The 16164-nt window shown below is 64.8% G+C and carries 13 protein-coding genes; 9 read left to right on the top strand and 4 right to left on the bottom strand.

Annotated features, from left to right (window positions below; all coding sequences use genetic code 11):
* Position 1 precedes the first annotated feature (1 nt).
* Together HPT29_RS07145 and HPT29_RS07140 are read right to left on the bottom strand one after the other, a co-directional pair.
* Positions 2-1390 carry an FAD-binding oxidoreductase gene (locus tag HPT29_RS07145; RefSeq protein ID WP_173947826.1) on the bottom strand — a complete coding sequence of 463 codons (1389 nt, stop codon included), beginning with the start codon at positions 1388-1390 and terminating at the stop codon, positions 2-4.
* Between the two features lie 108 nt (positions 1391-1498).
* Complete coding sequence (locus HPT29_RS07140; protein ID WP_173947825.1) at positions 1499-2287, bottom strand: SDR family NAD(P)-dependent oxidoreductase; 789 nt, start codon at positions 2285-2287, stop codon at positions 1499-1501.
* Between the two features lie 417 nt (positions 2288-2704).
* Between HPT29_RS07140 and HPT29_RS07135 the strand changes: the two genes are divergently transcribed.
* The 9 genes from HPT29_RS07135 to HPT29_RS07095 all read left to right on the top strand — a co-directional run bounded on the left by HPT29_RS07135 (position 2705) and on the right by HPT29_RS07095 (position 11593).
* On the top strand, positions 2705-3793 hold the full coding sequence (locus HPT29_RS07135) for an ABC transporter ATP-binding protein (protein WP_173947824.1): 1089 nt from the start codon (positions 2705-2707) through the stop codon (positions 3791-3793).
* A gap of 10 nt (positions 3794-3803) precedes the next feature.
* Positions 3804-4904 (top strand): ABC transporter ATP-binding protein, encoded by a 1101-nt coding sequence (locus HPT29_RS07130; protein WP_173947823.1) that lies wholly within the window; start codon positions 3804-3806, stop codon positions 4902-4904.
* Positions 4901-5797 (top strand): carbohydrate ABC transporter permease, encoded by an 897-nt coding sequence (locus HPT29_RS07125; RefSeq protein WP_173947822.1) that lies wholly within the window; start codon positions 4901-4903, stop codon positions 5795-5797. Before HPT29_RS07130 ends, HPT29_RS07125 begins: the two co-directional genes overlap by 4 nt.
* 104 nt (positions 5798-5901) lie before the next feature.
* Entirely contained in the window at positions 5902-6678 is a 777-nt protein-coding gene (locus tag HPT29_RS07120; protein ID WP_173947857.1) for a carbohydrate ABC transporter permease, read from the top strand.
* A 10-nt stretch (positions 6679-6688) separates the two neighbouring features.
* Positions 6689-6970 carry a DUF2160 domain-containing protein gene (locus HPT29_RS07115; protein WP_173947821.1) on the top strand — a complete coding sequence of 94 codons (282 nt, stop codon included), beginning with the start codon at positions 6689-6691 and terminating at the stop codon, positions 6968-6970.
* A gap of 154 nt (positions 6971-7124) precedes the next feature.
* Positions 7125-8828 carry an ABC transporter substrate-binding protein gene (locus HPT29_RS07110; RefSeq protein ID WP_432807298.1) on the top strand — a complete coding sequence of 568 codons (1704 nt, stop codon included), beginning with the start codon at positions 7125-7127 and terminating at the stop codon, positions 8826-8828.
* A 130-nt stretch (positions 8829-8958) separates the two neighbouring features.
* Entirely contained in the window at positions 8959-9879 is a 921-nt protein-coding gene (locus HPT29_RS07105) for a S1C family serine protease (protein WP_173947819.1), read from the top strand.
* Positions 9880-10156: 277 nt separating this feature from the next.
* Complete coding sequence (locus HPT29_RS28805) at positions 10157-10453, top strand: response regulator transcription factor (RefSeq protein WP_173947856.1); 297 nt, start codon at positions 10157-10159, stop codon at positions 10451-10453.
* Positions 10454-10567: 114 nt separating this feature from the next.
* Complete coding sequence (locus tag HPT29_RS07095) at positions 10568-11593, top strand: S1C family serine protease (protein ID WP_173947818.1); 1026 nt, start codon at positions 10568-10570, stop codon at positions 11591-11593.
* Positions 11594-11628: 35 nt separating this feature from the next.
* Here HPT29_RS07095 and HPT29_RS07090 read toward each other — a convergent pair whose 3' ends face one another.
* On the bottom strand, positions 11629-12879 hold the full coding sequence (locus tag HPT29_RS07090) for an adenylate/guanylate cyclase domain-containing protein (protein ID WP_173947817.1): 1251 nt from the start codon (positions 12877-12879) through the stop codon (positions 11629-11631).
* A 98-nt stretch (positions 12880-12977) separates the two neighbouring features.
* Positions 12978-16160 carry an efflux RND transporter permease subunit gene (locus HPT29_RS07085; protein ID WP_173947816.1) on the bottom strand — a complete coding sequence of 1061 codons (3183 nt, stop codon included), beginning with the start codon at positions 16158-16160 and terminating at the stop codon, positions 12978-12980.
* Between the last annotated feature and the right edge of the window lie 4 nt (positions 16161-16164).

The raw sequence follows: 16164 nt of genomic DNA, 5'->3' as shown, positions 1-16164 counted from the left end.
CTCAGGTCAGGAGCACCTTGCCCGGATTGAGGCGGTTGTCCGGGTCGAGGGCGCGCTTGAGCGCGCGGGCGAGCTCCATCTCGGAGGCCGCGCGGTAGCGCGCCAGCTCGCCCACCCGGTATTGACCGATACCGTGCTCCGCCGAGATGCTGCCGCCGAAGGCCGCCACCACGTCGTGCACGATGCGGTTCACGAGAGAAGCGTCGTGATCCGCATCCACGAGCACGTTGTAGTGGATGTTGCCGTCGCCCAGATGCCCGAAAGCGTTCACGCGGGTGCCCGGGGCTCCGGCCGCCAGCGCCTCTCCGGCCTCCGTGAGAAAGCGCGGAACCTCGGTCAACGGCACGGAGACATCGTGCTTGACGCTCTTGCCTTCCCGGGCTTCGGATTCCGTCACATGCTCGCGCAGGGCCCAGAGCTGGGCCGCCTGAGCGCCGGATTCGGCAATGACGCCGTCGAGAGCGAGCTCCTGTTCGAAAGCCGAGCCCAGCATCGCCTCCGCCGCCTCCCGCAGGCCCGCCAGGCTGGAGGCCGCTTCGATCAGGACGAACCATTCGCCCTCGGCGATCGGAGCCTTCAGGCCGGCATGTTTGGCGACGAGCTGCATGGACATTGCGGAGATCAGCTCAAAGGTCGAAATCTGGTCGCCGAGCTCGTCCTGGGCGAGCTCGAGCAGCCGGAGGGCTGCTGCCGGGTCAACCACCGAAAGCAGGGCGGTCACGGAGTGCTTGGGCCTCGGCAGCAGCCTCAGGACGGCGGCCGTGACGATCCCGAGGGTCCCCTCGCTGCCGATGAACAGCTGCTTCCAGTCGTAGCCCGCATTGTCCTTTCGCAGCTTCCGCAGACCGTTGATAATGGTTCCGTCCGGCAGGACCACCTCCAGCCCGAGCACGAGGCTGCGGGTCATGCCGTAGCGCAGCACGTTCACCCCGCCCGCATTGGCCGCCACCACGCCGCCGATGGTGGCGGAGCCTTCGGCCGCGAGGCTGATCGGCAGCAGGCGCCCGACCGCAGCCGCGGCATCCTGCGCCACCTTGAGGATGCACCCGGACTCGGCCTCGATGGTCAAGCCGACAGGGTCGACGCTGCGGATGGCCGCCATCCGGTTGAAGGACAGGACAACCTGCGTCCCGGACGGATCCGGCACCGCTCCGCCGGCCAGTCCCGTATTGCCGCCCTGCGGGACGATGGCCGCACCGGCCTCGCGACAGATCTGCACGATCCGGGAGACCTGGTCGGTCGAGGACGGGCGGACGACGCAAGCCGGCCGCCCTGGAAAGAGCCTGCGCCAGTCGACGGCGTAAGGCTCGAGATCTGAGCCTTCCGTGACGACGGCCGAAGGACCGAGGAGGCTCGTCAGGCGCTGCTGCAGATCGGTCGGCTTGGTCATCGCAAAGTCCCTCGCGGTTTCGACCCTCGCTCCTGACCGATCAGCAGACGATCGTCAACGCGACATCCGCGGGGAACTCGTTTGCAACGAAATGCAGCAAAGTTGCGATCAGCGCTTGCCCGATCCGGGCTCGGCCATCTTGCGGTGCTGTTCGGCGAGCATGCCAGCCGGCGTCACGTTGGCCAGGATGGTGGTGAACTTGTTCTTCCAGCCACTGACAACGTCGCCCTCGCCGTTCATCATGGCGTCGAAGCCCACCTTCGCCACGAAGGCGGGGTCGTCCTTCTTGTCCTGGCCGACCTTGGTATCCTCCATGCCGGCCCGCTCGAAGAATTCGGTCTCGGTGGCGCCGGGCATGAGGCAGGTCACCGTGATATTGGTGTCCTTTAACTCGTTCCGGAGAGCGAAGGAGAAGGAGTCGATGAAGGCCTTCGTGCCGTTGTAGACGGCCTGGAACGTGCCCGGCATGAACCCGGCGATCGACCCGGTGATGAGGATGCGCCCCTCGTTCCTGGCACGCATGTCACGGCCGACCTTCTGAATCAGGTAGAGCGTGCCGGTGATGTTGGTGTCGATCACATGACGTGCATCCCGAAACTCCTGATCCAGAAAAGCATGGCCGAGCCCATGGCCGGCATTGGCCAGGAGCGCTCCGACGGACCTGCCTTTGGCCGCCGCGTAGAGCTTGTCGACGCCTTCGAGGGTGGCAAGATCGGCCTCGACCGCCTCGACATCGGCTCCGAGCGTCCGAAATTCCTTGGCTGCATCGTGGATCGCCGTCTGATCGGCGGCGATCAGCAGATCGTAGCCGTTCTGGGCGCAGAGTTTCGCGAGTTCATAGCCGATGCCGGACGAGGCGCCGGTCACGATGGCAAGAGGTTTTGCAGTGTCAGTCATGGCTTTCTCCCAACGGGCGAGCGGAGTGAGCCGGCGACGGGTGAAAGGACAGCAAGACCGGCACGTGGTGCTTGAACTCGCGAAGCGCGCTTCAGTTCAAAATTCTTCTGGCCAGCAGTAACAGCGCACCTGTTCAGTCCAGTCGAAGACCAGTGTCGCGCCGATGCCGGGCAGTTGCTTTCGCCCTGGGGGCAAGATACCTTCACCATAACGACATAAGAAAGCTCAGGCCCCCAAGGGTCTGCAGCCGGGAGAAGCGCTCTTGAGTCCGCAAGAATCGGCGACGTTCAGCGTCGCGGTGAGTGGTAGCGCATACGGGCGTGGTATCGCTCGAAACGTGGCGGGAACTGGCGCCACGATCATCGCGACATATTCTGTCTTGACCGCCGGCCCTGTCCGACGCCGGGGGTGTGGTCGATGACTCTCGCTCTCGAAGGCGTTTCAAAGAAGGTCGGAGCAGCGGTTCATGTGGACGACGTCCATCTGACCCTGGAGCGCGGCTCCCTCAATGTGCTGCTCGGGGCGACTCTGGCCGGCAAGACGTCGCTCATGCGCCTCATGGCCGGGCTCGATGCGCCGACAAGCGGACGGGTTCTCGTCAACGGGCAGGATGTGACCGGCTGGCCCGTCCAGCGCCGCAGCGTGGCCATGGTGTACCAGCAATTCATCAACTATCCCTCGCTCGATGTTTACGAGAACATCGCCTCGCCCCTGCGCGTGTCCGGCCTTCCGAAGAACGAGATCGATGCCCGGGTGCGCGATGCCGCCAAGCTCCTGAAGCTCGAACCCTATCTTGACCGCAAGCCCCTGAATCTCTCCGGCGGCCAGCAGCAGCGCACCGCGATCGCCCGGGCCCTCGTCAAGCGGGCGGATCTCGTCCTGCTCGACGAGCCCCTGGCCAACCTCGATTACAAGCTCCGGGAGGAACTGCGCGAGGAGTTGCCGCGGGTCTTCGCGGCCTCGGGGGCTATTTTCGTCTACGCCACGACGGAGCCGTCCGAGGCTCTGCTTCTCGGCGGCAACACGGCGACCTTGTTCGAAGGTCGGGTGACCCAGTTCGGACCGACGCCGCAGGTATATCGCCGCCCCCGCGATCTGACCACCGCCCGTGTCTTCTCCGACCCTCCGCTCAACACCCTCAAGGTCCGCAGAACCGGTGGCAGCGCGACCCTGAGCACCGGCGGCGAGATCCGGGCCACCGGCCCTCTCGCGTCGGTTCCCGACGGGGATTACACGATCGGCTTCCGGGCCCACCACCTCGGCCTTGAGCCCGGCGGAGCGGATGAGATCACGATCCCGGCCGTGGTGTCCGTGTCCGAGATCACCGGTTCGGAAAGTTACGTCCATCTCGATGCCCAGGAGCACCGGCTCATCGCGCTGGTCCCGGGCGTGCGGCGGCTGGAGCCGAAATCGGTCGTCACGGCCTCGATCAATCCAAAGCATCTGTTCCTGTTCGATGCGGAAGGCCGTCTTGCCGCTGCCGATCCCGCGCAGAAGGCGGCGTGAGGAGAGACGGATGGCCCGCATCACCCTCGATCATCTTGCCCATGCCTACAAGGCTGATCCCCGGAAGCCGGATGATTACGCTCTCAAGGAAATCAATCATGTCTGGAGCCAGGGTGGCGCCTATGCGCTGCTGGGCCCATCGGGCTGCGGCAAGACCACCCTGCTCAACATCATTTCCGGCCTGGTGCGCCCCACCCGCGGGCGCGTCCTCTTCGATGACCTCGATGTGACGGATCTACCGACGGAAGCACGCAACATCGCCCAGGTGTTCCAGTTCCCCGTGGTCTACGACACCATGAGCGTGCGGGAGAACCTGGCCTTTCCGCTCAAGAACCGGCACGTGCCGCGTGACAGGACGGCTCAGCGGGTGGAGGAGATCGCAAGGCTCCTCGACCTCACGCGCGTGCTCGACCGCAAGGCCAGCAACCTCACGGCGGACATGAAGCAGAAGATCTCCCTCGGGCGCGGCCTCGTCCGCCCCGACGTGGCGGCGATCCTGTTCGACGAGCCGCTCACCGTGATCGATCCGCATCTGAAGTGGCAGCTGCGCTCCACCCTGAAGGAGATTCACCGCGCTCTCGACATCACGATGATCTACGTCACGCACGACCAGACCGAGGCGCTCACCTTCGCCGATAAGGTCGTGGTCATGCACGACGGCGCCGTGGTGCAGACGGGAACGCCGGACGAGCTGTTCGAGCGTCCCGCGCACACCTTCGTGGGACATTTCATCGGATCGCCGGGCATGAACATCCTGCCCTGCAAGGTCGAAGGCGCGACGGCTTTCGTCGGCAATGAAGCCATCCGCTTGGAGAGGATCTACCGCCCCCTGGCCGATGGGGAGCGCGTGGAGCTCGGGATCCGCCCTGAATTCGTGCGCCTTCAGCCGAAAGGCTCCGGACTGCCCGTGAGCGTGCGGCGCATCGACGATATCGGCCGTGCCCGGATCGCCAGGGTCGAGATGGGCGGGCGGCCCCTCGCCGCCAGCGTTCCCGACGGGCTTTCGATCGAAGGGAGCGAGGCTGCGCTCGCGCTCGACCCACGCCACATCCACATCTATGCCGACGGGCATCTCGTCTCGGGTGAGCTGATCGAAGGACACAGGGCATGACGAAGACCGTCAACAACAGAGCCTGGCTCTTCGTTCTGCCGGTTTTCGCCATCGTGGCCTTCTCGGCCGTCCTGCCGCTCATGACCGTCGTGAACTACTCGGTCCAGGACACCTTCGGCAACAACCAGTTCTTCTGGAACGGGATCGGGTGGTTCCAGGAGTTGCTCGATCCGTCGACGGAACTCGGCGGACGCTTCTTCGACGCCTTGTGGCGGACGCTCCTCTTCTCGGCGATCATCCTCATGATCGAGGTGCCGCTCGGTATCGCGGTGGCCCTCTCGATGCCGAGAGAGGGTTGGCCGGTGGCCCTCTGCCTCGTCCTGATGGCCCTGCCGCTTCTCATCCCGTGGAACGTGGTCGGAACGATCTGGCAGGTCTTCGCCCGCGGCGACATCGGTTTGCTCGGCTGGATCGTCAATCATCTCGGCATCGATTACAACTACACCAACGACTCTCTCGACGCATGGATCACCCTCATCGTCATGGACGTGTGGCATTGGACAAGCCTCGTCGCCCTCCTGTGCTATGCCGGCCTCAAATCGATCCCGGATGCCTATTATCAGGCAGCCCGGATCGACGGCGCCTCGCGCTGGGCGATCTTCCGCACGATCCAGCTGCCGAAGATGCGCCGAGTGTTGCTGATCGCGGTCCTGCTGCGCTTCATGGATTCGTTCATGATCTACACCGAGCCTTTCGTGATCACCGGGGGCGGACCGGGCAACGCCACGACCTTCCTGTCCATCGATCTGGTGAAGCTGGCGCTCGGCCAGTTCGATCTCGGCAAAGCGGCTGCCATGTCGCTGGTCTACAACCTGATCATCCTCGCCATCTGCTGGGTCTTCTATACCGTCATGACCAATGTTGACGCCGAACGCGAGAGGGTCGAAGCATGACCGGAACCATCGTCGTCGGCGGATCCGACACGAAGCCGCTTGCAGCCCCGCTGGCCGCGAACCGCGCCCTGTCCGGGCCGCGGGTGAGCGGGCGGGTCGTGGTGATGACGCTCTACCTCGTGTTTCTGATGCTGCCCATCTACTGGCTCGTCAACATGAGCCTGAAGACGAACATGGAGATCACGTCGGGTCTGACGCTCTGGCCGAGGGAGATCACCTTCGACAACTACGTCAAGATCTTCACCGATGCGAGCTGGTACTCAGGGTACATCAATTCGCTGACCTACGTGGTGATCAACACGGTGCTGTCGATCTCCTTCGCGCTTCCAGCGGCCTACGCCTTCTCCCGCTACAGGTTCCTGGGCGACAAGCACCTGTTCTTCTGGCTGCTGACCAACCGCATGGCGCCGCCCGCGGTCTTCGCCCTGCCGTTCTTCAACCTTTACTCGGCCATCGGCCTCTTCGATACGCCCTGGGCCGTGGCCCTGGCACACTGCCTGTTCAACGTGCCCCTGGCGGTGTGGATTCTGGAGGGTTTCATGTCCGGCGTGCCCCGGGAGATCGACGAGACGGCCGCCATCGACGGGTATCCGTTTCCGCGGTTCTTCGTGAAGATCTTCATGCCGCTGATTGCGTCCGGCATCGGGGTCGCGGCCTTCTTCTGCTTCATGTTCTCGTGGGTCGAGCTGCTGCTGGCACGCACTCTGACGTCGGTCAACGCCAAGCCCATTGCCGCCACCATGACGCGCACGATCTCGGCCGCCGGCATGGACTGGGGCCTGCTCGCCGCCGCCGGCGTGCTCACCATCGTGCCGGGCGCACTCGTGATCTGGTTCGTCCGCAACTACATCGCCAAGGGCTTCGCCCTGGGCCGGGTCTGAGGAGCCTCGCATGCCCGATCTCGCCTGGATGGCCTGGACATGGCAGACCGGCTTATTCTTCGCAGCCGTCGCGAGCCTCTTGCTCGTGATGACCGTGCTGGCGATCTACCGTCCGGAGACGGAACGTGTCGGCGTGCTGCGCATCCCGACCACCCGGGGCGACCGCCTCTTCATCTCGCTACTTGGTGCGGCCTTCATCCACCTCGCCTGGCTGGGCTTCGTCGGCCCGGACCTGTGGTGGGCGTCCGGCCTTTCCCTGCTCTTCGCAGCCGTCGTGTTCCGCTACGTCTAGGAGGGAATGGCTCAACAATGCCCTGCGGTTTGCCCGGACCGGAGGGAACAAGACCAGCGCACAAGCCGGCCAGGGCACACACTGGGAGGAACCAATGAAACTCACCCAATCTCACCGGCACCTGAAACTGTTCATCTCGACGAGCGTCATCGCCATGGCGCTCGGCTCAAGCGTCGCTCTCGCCGGGATGGAAGAAGCCCGTCGCTGGATCGACAGCGAATTCCAGCCGTCGACCCTCTCCAAGGACGAGCAGCTGAAGGAGATGGAATGGTTCGTGAACGCGGCCAAGCCCTTCGCCGGCCAGGAAATCAACGTGGTGTCCGAGACCATTACGACCCATGAATACGAGGCCAGGACCCTGGCCAAAGCCTTCTCCGAGATCACCGGCATCAAGCTCACCCACGACCTGATCCAGGAAGGCGACGTGGTGGAGAAGATCCAGACGCAGATGCAGTCGGGGCGTAACATCTACGACGCCTGGGTCAACGATTCCGACCTGATCGGAACCCACTTCCGCTACAAGCAGGCCATCCCGCTCGACGACTGGATGGCGGGCGAAGGCAAGGACGTGACCTCGCCGACCCTGGACATCAACGACTTCATCGGCAAGTCCTTCACGACGGCGCCGGACGGCAAGATGTACCAGTTGCCGGACCAGCAATTCGCCAACGTGTACTGGTTCCGATACGACTGGTTCCAGCGTCCGGAGTTCAAGGAGAAGTTCAAGGCCAAATACGGTTACGATCTCGGCGTGCCGGTCAACTGGTCGGCCTATGAGGACATCGCCGAGTTCTTCACCAACGACGTGAAGGAGGTCGACGGCGTCAAGGTCTACGGTCACATGGATTACGGCCGCAAGGATCCGTCGCTCGGCTGGCGCTTCACCGACGCGTGGCTGTCCATGGCGGGCAACGGAGACAAGGGCATCCCGAACGGACTGCCGGTCGATGAATGGGGCATTCGCATGGAAGGCTGCCGCCCGGTCGGCTCCTCGGTCGAGCGCGGCGGCGACACCAACGGACCGGCGGCCGTCTATGCGATCACCAAGTATCTCGACTGGATGAAGAAATATGCCCCTCCGCAGGCGCAGGGCATGAACTTCTCCGAGTCGGGACCGGTGCCGGCGCAGGGCAACATCGCCCAGCAGATCTTCTGGTACACGGCCTTCACGGCCGACATGGTGAAGCCTGGGCTTCCTGTCGTGAATGCCGACGGCACGCCGAAATGGCGCATGGCACCCTCGCCCCATGGCTCGTACTGGAAGGACGGGATGAAGCTCGGCTACCAGGATGCAGGATCCTGGACGCTCCTGAAGTCCACCCCCGCGGAGCGCCGCAAGGCGGCCTGGCTCTATGCGCAGTTCGTCACCTCCAAGACGGTCTCGCTGAAGAAGAGCCATGTGGGGCTCACCTTCATCCGCGAGAGCGACATCTGGGACAAGAGCATGACCGAACGCGCGCCCAAGCTCGGCGGTCTCGTCGAGTTCTACCGCTCGCCGGCCCGCGTGCAATGGACCCCGACCGGCAACAACGTGCCGGATTATCCGAAGCTCGCCCAGCTCTGGTGGCAGAACATCGGCGACGCGGCCTCCGGCACCAAGACGCCTCAGGAAGCCATGACTTCGCTGGCCAATGCCCAGGACGAGGTGCTTGGACGCCTCGAGCGCGCCAATGTGCAGGGTGAATGCGGCCCGAAGCTGAACCCGAAGACCTCTGCCGAGGAGTGGTTCAAGAAGGCGGAAGCCGCCGGCACCATCGCGCCTCAGCGCAAGCTCGCGAACGAGAAGCCCAAGGGCGAGACGGTGGATTACGACACGCTCATCAAGAGCTGGCCCGCTTCGCCGCCGAAGCGCAGCTGACGAAGTCCGGCCCCGCCCGCAAGGCGGGGCCTTTCCTTCTGAGGTCACTGGCGCACCTAGCCTCCCGGTCAGTATCGAAGAACGCCGTTTGCGGACAGGATCGTCCGGACGATGACCGAGGAGGCTTGTCATGCCAGATCCCGCCGCCGCCTTTTCGCTTGAAACGTTTTCGGATCGTACCGCCGACCTGCTCGATGGCATCGCTCCGCATCTCGTGACGATCCATGGGCGCAGGCGAGGAACATCGACCGGCTTCCTCTGGCGCCCCGGGCTCGTGATCACCGCCGAGGAGGCGCTGGAAGCCGACGAGGACGTCCCGGTCACGCGGCCTGATGGAAGCCAGATCTCGGCGAGCCTTGTCGGACGGGACCCGAGCACGGACATCGCCCTCCTCCGGGTCGAGGAGCAGCCTCTGGCCGACATGACCTTCGATCCGTCCGACCGGCTTCGGGCCGGTCATCTCGTGCTCGCCGCGGGACGCCAGCCGGACGGTCTGAGCGCCGCCATGGGCATCGTGGCCCTTGCAGGCGGGCCCTGGAGAAGCCTGCGCGGCGGGCATATCGACCGCAGGATCCATCTCGACCTCAGGCTCGACTTTCAATCGGAAGGCGGCATTGCCCTGGACACGGGCGGGCGGATCCTGGGCATGACCGTGCTCGGTCCGCGCGGGCGCGTGCTCGTCATCCCGTCGGAAACCATCGCGCGGGTGGCCCCGCAGCTCCTCGAAAAGGGCCATGTGGCCCGCGGCTATCTGGGCCTCGGGCTTCAGCCGGTCCGGATCGACAAAGCCGCAGCCGACGCGGCCGGGCTCGCGCAGCCGCGCGGCCTGATCGTGATCAGCGTGGATCAGGACGGCCCTGGGCAGAAGGCGGGAATCCGCCAGGGCGACATCCTCATGAGGTGGAACGACGCCCCCGTTCCGTCCGTCCGCGACGTGTACAGGCTTCTCGGTCCCGAGAGCGTGGGCCAGTCGGTCGACCTGGGAATCGTGAGGGCGGGTGAACATATGACACTAGCCGTCGAGGTCAGGGAGCGTCCGAAGCCTCGATAGACGCTGGCGCCGATGGGGTGAGACTTTGCGCAAGGTGGCTCTTCACATCGACGATGCGGCCCTCCTCGACCGCATCGCCACGATCCTGGCCGACGAAGCCGACATCGGCACCCCGCACCACGCGCGGCCCGACGTGATGATCACCGATCATTGGCCCTCGCCGGGACCGGCCCCGGCGATCCTCCTGAGCGACACGCCGGATGGAGCGTCGGCGATCAGGGCCGGGGCGGCTGGACTTCTCCCGCCGGATGTCGACGCTCCGGATCTCCAGCTGGCCATGGAGGCCGTGAGCCGGGGCTTCGTCATCATGCCGCGCGGTGCGGCCGGAAGCGGCCGGGATGCAGCCCCGCCCGTTCCGTCGGATCCGCCGCGAGACGATCTGCTCACGGCGCGGGAGCTCGAAGTCCTGCGCCTGCTCGCGGAAGGCGCCTCGAACAAGCTGATCGCCCGCAGGCTCGGAATTTCGTTCCACACCGCGAAGTTCCACGTCGCGTCAATCGCCGCAAAGCTCGACGCGACGGGACGGACGGATGCGGTCGCGCAGGCCGTCCGTCTCGGTCTCATCCTCCTGTGAGACTTGGAGACTTGGAAACTTCGTAACTTGAAGACTTGGCAACGTGCTCAGGCTCTTGGTTCCCGCGCCGCGCATCACCACATGATGTGAAATAGCGTTATCCTGGAGGGCTCCATGCTCGATCGCACTCCAACCTTTCTCCTTCACTCCCAGAGTTCCGCAGTACCATCGCCAGCGGCATCCGACGAACGCAACGATGCGGCGCTGCTTGATTCCTACTCCCATGCCGTCACCAGCGTCGTGGACCGCATCGGTCCCGCGGTCGTGCGGGTCGAGCCGCAGATCTCGGGCCGAGCGGCCGGGATGGGTTCGGGCGTCATCATCTCGCCCGACGGCCTTCTGCTCACCAACAGCCATGTCATGCAGGGCGCACGGGAAGCGCAGCTCACCGGCTCCGATGGACGCACCATCGCGGCGCGGGTCATCGGCGACGATCCGGATACGGATCTGGCCCTGCTGCACGCCCACGCCGACCGGCTGCCCTTCGCCACCTTGGGCGATTCCAAGCGCCTGAAGCGCGGTCAGATCGCGATCGCCATCGGCAACCCGCTCGGATTCGAATCGACCGTGACGGCCGGCGTGGTCTCGGCTCTCGGACGAAGCCTGCGGGCGAAGTCCGGGCGCCTCATCGACGACGTGATCCAGACGGACGCGGCCCTGAACCCGGGCAATTCCGGAGGGCCGCTGGTCGCCAGCACCGGAGAGGTGATCGGCATCAACACCGCTGTCATCATGGGCGCGCAGGGTATCTGCTTTGCCGTCGCGAGCAACACGGCGAGTTTCGTCGTCTCGGAACTGATCCGCCACGGGCGGGTCCGGCGGGCCTCGATCGGCATCGCCGGACAGACGGTGCCGGTCCCGCGGCGCGTCAGCTATGCGGCCGGGCTGGCGGGAACATTCGGCGTGGTGATCGCAGCCGTCGAACCGGGCAGCCCCGCGGAGGAGGCGCGGCTCGAACAGGGAGACGTCATTCTCTCCCTGGACGGGGAGCCGGTCGGCGGCGTCGACGACCTCGTGCGCCTGCTGAACGGCGGGCGGATCGGGCGCGTCGTCGAACTCGTCCTCCTCAAGAAGGGCGAAATGCACGCTGTGGCGATCACGCCTGTCGAGCGCAGAACCAAAGCCGCTCGTTCGGAGTGACCGCAGTTCAAATGTCTCTGGCGCAGCCCGGCTGTCTATTCCGTGCCCGCTCGAAGATCTTCCGGTTCCAGCCAGGAAGGGTCGAGCGTGAACAGGTCCTGCGGCCGGGCGACGCCTCTCAGGGCGTAACGGCCGACTGACACGAGGCATCTCCGATCATCCTCGGAGGCGGTTGAGAAGAAGGCCGATGACACGAGGACATCCCGCTCGACGGATCGGCACAAGGCGCCGATCCGGCTGACCTCGTTCACGGCCGGTCCCACGACGGTGAAATCAAGGCGATCCTGGCTGCCGATATTGCCATAGAAGACCTCGCCGATGTGGAGGCCGAGATAGGCGCTCGTGACCGGCAGGCCGCAGGACAGGCGCTCTTCGTTCAAAGCCCGGATCCGGGATTGCATCAGACGCTCGGCCTTCAGCGCGCACCGGCAGGCATCGCTCGGATCCTCCTCCTTGAAGATGGCGAGCGTCCCGTCCCCGATCAGCTTCAGGACATCGCCTCCGGCCTCGTAAATGGACGAGATGATCGCCTCGGCATAATCGTTCAGGAACGGAATGATCTGCTCGGGATCCGCGGTCTCGGTGATATGGGTGGATCCGTGCAGATCGCTGAACCACAGGACGGCTTGAATCCGGTCGGTGACCCCGCGGGCGATGCGGCCGTTGAGGACGAGCCGGCCCGCATCGCGGCCGAGATAGGTTTCGACGAGCGTCTTGGCGATGCGCGCGAGGGACGCGCATTTCAGGGCCAGCATCAGCGGCGCCGCCAACTCGCGCAAAAACGCGATCTCGTCGTCGCTGAAGCCCGAAGGCGCGTCGGTCATCCAGGACGAGTAGAACGAATCCATCTCGCCGATGGCGCCCTCCGCCGCAAAGCGATGGATCATCGCGAGATAATCGGTCTGGCCCTCGGCGCGCAGGTCCTTGAGGATGGAAAAGTCATCGGGATGGCCCGGCCCGAGCCGCCGCCGCAGGAAGTCCTCGCCGCTGACGTGAAGGTGATAATAGGTGCTCCGGCGCCAATTCTCGGCAGCCTGACCCTCCACGTTGGTGCGGCCGTATTCCACAACGGGGGCAAGTCCTTCCCGATCATCGCGGCGCCAGCGGAACACCCGCCCCTCATGAATCGGGTGCAGCGTGTCGATGACGATGTTCACGGCCGAAACGGGCATGCCTCCCGCGATCAGGCGATCGCAGAAGCCATTCAGGAGCTCGAGCTCCGACATGCCGGTCAGCCCGGCCTCGGTGACCCACTTCGCGATACGTCCTGCCCCGGCTGAGTCCATAGGGATCCTCTCACGGCGAGTTTGCCTGCCATCCATGACAGCATATCGGGTGGCCGGTCAAAGTCGGGTGCCCATCGGCGATGGGCCTAGCCCGCCAGCTATTCGGCCGGCGACGGGTGAGCCCCCGTCGCCGCAGCGGCTTTCGCGGCCCGGCGCTTGAACATCCGCAGGACAGCCATCCGGACGGCCACATAGAAGACCGGCGTCAGGAACAGTCCGAACACGGTCACGCCGAGCATGCCGGCGAACACGGCCGTCCCGAGCGCCTGCCTCATCTCGGCTCCCGGTCCGGTCGCGATGGCAAGAGGCAGAACGCCCAGGATGAACGCAAACGCGGTCATGAGAATGGGGCGCAGTCGGAGCCGGCAGGCTTCGACGACCGCCTCGACGGGAGTTTTTCCGTCGAACTCCGCCTGCCGGGCGAACTCCACGATCAGGATGGCGTTCTTGGCCGCCAGACCGACGAGAACCACGAGGCCGATCTGGGTCAGGATGTTGTTGTCCTGCCCCCGGATCATCACGCCGATCAGCGCGGAGAGAACGCTCATCGGGACGATCAGGATGATCGCGATCGGCAAGGACCAGCTTTCATACTGCGCCGCCAGCACGAGGAACACGAACAGCACCGACAGGGCGAAGATGAACACGGCCGTGTTGCCGGTCTGGCGCTCCTGGAACGCCAGTTCCGTCCACTCGAAGCCCATGCCGGGTGACAGGCTCTGCCGGATCAGCGCCTCCATGGCGTCGAGCGCGGCGCCCGACGAGACGCCCGGCGCGGAATCCCCCTGCAGGGCCACCGAGGTGAACATGTTGTAGCGCTGGATCAGGTCGGGCCCCGACACCTCCCGCATCTCGACGAGCGTGCCGAGCGGCACGAGAGCACCCGTCGAGGAGCGGACGCGCAGCCGGTTGATGTCCTCCTGGTCGATTCGGAAGCGCTGATCGGCCTGAGCGCGAACCTGGTAGACGCGGCCGAACGCATTGAAGTCATTGACGTAGGCCGTGCCGAGATTGATGCGAAGCGTCTCGAAGATATTCGGGATCGGCACGTTCAGGATGCTCGCCTTCTGCCGGTCGATCTCCAGATAGACCTGCGGCGAGTTGGCCGAGAAGGTGGTGAAGACGCCGGCCAGATTCGGGTTCTGCCGCGCCTGCCCCATCAGCTGGTAGGCCGTCGCGAGGATCCCGCGCACGTCGTCGCCGGTCCGGTTCTGAAGCTGGACCTTGAACCCGCCCGAATTGCCGAGGCCGCGCACCGGCGGTGGTGGAATGGCGATGATGAACGCCTCCTCGATCTGCTGCATGCGGGCGAAGAGATCCCCGATGATCTTCGTCCCCGATTCCCCGGCCTCGATGCGCTCGTCGAAGGGCTTGAACGCCGCGAAGATCGCCGCAGAATTGGTTGCATTCGTGAAGGTCGCACCCGAGAAGCCCGCGAAGGCCACGGCATTCCTCACGCCGGGCGTTTCCTGGATGATCTTGGAGGCTCTCTGGACCACTGCATCGGTGCGCGACAGGGACGAGCCGTCCGGCAGCTGGATCACCACGATGGCATAGCCTTGATCGAGCATCGGAATGAAGCCGCGCGGCACGTGATTGGCGATCCACACGGTGCCGGCTAAAAGCCCCACATAGATCGGCAGCACGATCAGCTTGTGACGTGCGAAGGCTCCGACCGCCCTGGCATAGCCGTTGGATGTCACGTCGAACCCGCGGTTGAACCCGTTGGCCAGCGATCGCCCGAACCGGGCCACCGGATTCCTTGAGTGCTCCGGGTTGTGCGGCTTCAGGAGAAAAGCCGCCAAAGCCGGCGACAAGGTCAGCGAGTTGAAGGCGGAGATCACCGTCGACACGGCGATGGTCAGAGCGAACTGCCGGTAGAACTGACCGGAAATGCCCGGGATGAAGGCCGTCGGCACGAACACTGCCACAAGGACCAGCGCGATAGCCACGAGCGCGGTGCCGACCTCGTCCATGGTCGTGTGCGCGGCATCCCGCGGCGACATGCCGAGCGCGATGTTCCTCTCCACGTTTTCCACCACGACGATCGCGTCGTCGACCACGATGCCGATGGCCAGAACCATGCCGAACAGGGTCAGCGTGTTGATCGAGAAGCCGAGGGCCGCCATGAACGCGAAGGTTCCGATCAGCGAAACCGGAATCGCCACGATGGGAATGATCGCCGTACGCCAGCTCTGCAGGAACACGAAGACCACGATCACGACGAGGGCCGTGGCCTCGAACAGGGTCTTGTAGACCTCGTTCACGCTGTCGGCGATGAATTCCGTGGGGTTGTAGACGATCTCGTAGGCGATGCCAGGAGGGAAATTCGCCTTGAGCTCTTCCATGGTCCGGATGATCTGCTCCGACGCGCCGAGCGCATTGGTGCCAGGACGCTGAAAAATTCCCAGGGCAACGGCAGGCCTGCCATTGAGATAGGAATTCGTCACGTAATCCTGGGCTCCGAGCTCGATGCGGGCCACATCCTGCAGGCGCACGAGGCGCCCGTCGCGGGCCTGGACGATGATCTGCCGGAACTGGCGCGGATCCTCGAAGCGCCCCTGCGTGGTCACCGTCAGCTGGAAGGCCGCATCGGTTGGCGTCGGCTCCTGCCCCAGGGCGCCGCCCGAGACCTGAACGTTCTGCTCCTGAATCGCGCGCACCACCTCGCTCGACGTCATGCCATAGGAGGCGAGCTTCTCAGGATCGAGCCAGATCCGCAGGGAGTATTGCCTCTCTCCGAAGATGATGAGATCGCCCACGCCATCGAGCCGCAGCAGGATGTCGCGCACGTAGTTGCGGGCATAGTTCGAGACGTAGAGCTGATCGTACGAGCCGTCAGGGGAGAGCATGTGCACGACCATCATCAGGTCCGGCGAGCTCTTGAGGGTCGTGACGCCAAGGCGTCGCACCTCCTCGGGCAGGCGCGGCGTCGCAATCGCCACCCGGTTCTGGACGAGCACCTGCGCCTTGTCGAGATCGGTGCCGAGCTTGAACGTGATCGTCAGCGCCATGGCACCGTCGCCGGTGGAATAGGAGGACATGTACAGCATGTCCTCGACACCGTTGACCTGCTGTTCGAGCGGCGTGGCGACCGTTGCCGCGACCGTCTGCGCATCGGCTCCCGGATAACTCGCACGCACGACGACGGTTGGCGGCGCAATCTCGGGGTATTGCGCGACCGGCAGGGTCGAGTAGGCGATCCCGCCGATGATCAGGAAGAGCGCCGACAGGACTGTCGCGAAGATGGGACGGTCGACGAAGAAATGGGCAAAGCGCATGGAA

The sequence above is a fragment of the Microvirga terrae genome (assembly GCF_013307435.2).
In the GTDB taxonomy this organism is placed as follows: domain Bacteria; phylum Pseudomonadota; class Alphaproteobacteria; order Rhizobiales; family Beijerinckiaceae; genus Microvirga; species Microvirga terrae.
This window is presented reverse-complemented; position numbering and strand designations above follow the sequence as displayed.

Coding starts and splice junctions, on each gene's coding strand:
- HPT29_RS07145 (WP_173947826.1), bottom strand. CDS start 1,390: ATGACCAAGCCGACCGATCTGCAGCAGCGCCTGACGAGCCTCCTCGGT.
- HPT29_RS07140 (WP_173947825.1), bottom strand. CDS start 2,287: ATGACTGACACTGCAAAACCTCTTGCCATCGTGACCGGCGCCTCGTCC.
- HPT29_RS07135 (WP_173947824.1), top strand. CDS start 2,705: ATGACTCTCGCTCTCGAAGGCGTTTCAAAGAAGGTCGGAGCAGCGGTT.
- HPT29_RS07130 (WP_173947823.1), top strand. CDS start 3,804: ATGGCCCGCATCACCCTCGATCATCTTGCCCATGCCTACAAGGCTGAT.
- HPT29_RS07125 (WP_173947822.1), top strand. CDS start 4,901: ATGACGAAGACCGTCAACAACAGAGCCTGGCTCTTCGTTCTGCCGGTT.
- HPT29_RS07120 (WP_173947857.1), top strand. CDS start 5,902: ATGACGCTCTACCTCGTGTTTCTGATGCTGCCCATCTACTGGCTCGTC.
- HPT29_RS07115 (WP_173947821.1), top strand. CDS start 6,689: ATGCCCGATCTCGCCTGGATGGCCTGGACATGGCAGACCGGCTTATTC.
- HPT29_RS07110 (WP_432807298.1), top strand. CDS start 7,125: ATGGCGCTCGGCTCAAGCGTCGCTCTCGCCGGGATGGAAGAAGCCCGT.
- HPT29_RS07105 (WP_173947819.1), top strand. CDS start 8,959: ATGCCAGATCCCGCCGCCGCCTTTTCGCTTGAAACGTTTTCGGATCGT.
- HPT29_RS28805 (WP_173947856.1), top strand. CDS start 10,157: ATGGAGGCCGTGAGCCGGGGCTTCGTCATCATGCCGCGCGGTGCGGCC.
- HPT29_RS07095 (WP_173947818.1), top strand. CDS start 10,568: ATGCTCGATCGCACTCCAACCTTTCTCCTTCACTCCCAGAGTTCCGCA.
- HPT29_RS07090 (WP_173947817.1), bottom strand. CDS start 12,879: ATGGACTCAGCCGGGGCAGGACGTATCGCGAAGTGGGTCACCGAGGCC.
- HPT29_RS07085 (WP_173947816.1), bottom strand. CDS start 16,160: ATGCGCTTTGCCCATTTCTTCGTCGACCGTCCCATCTTCGCGACAGTC.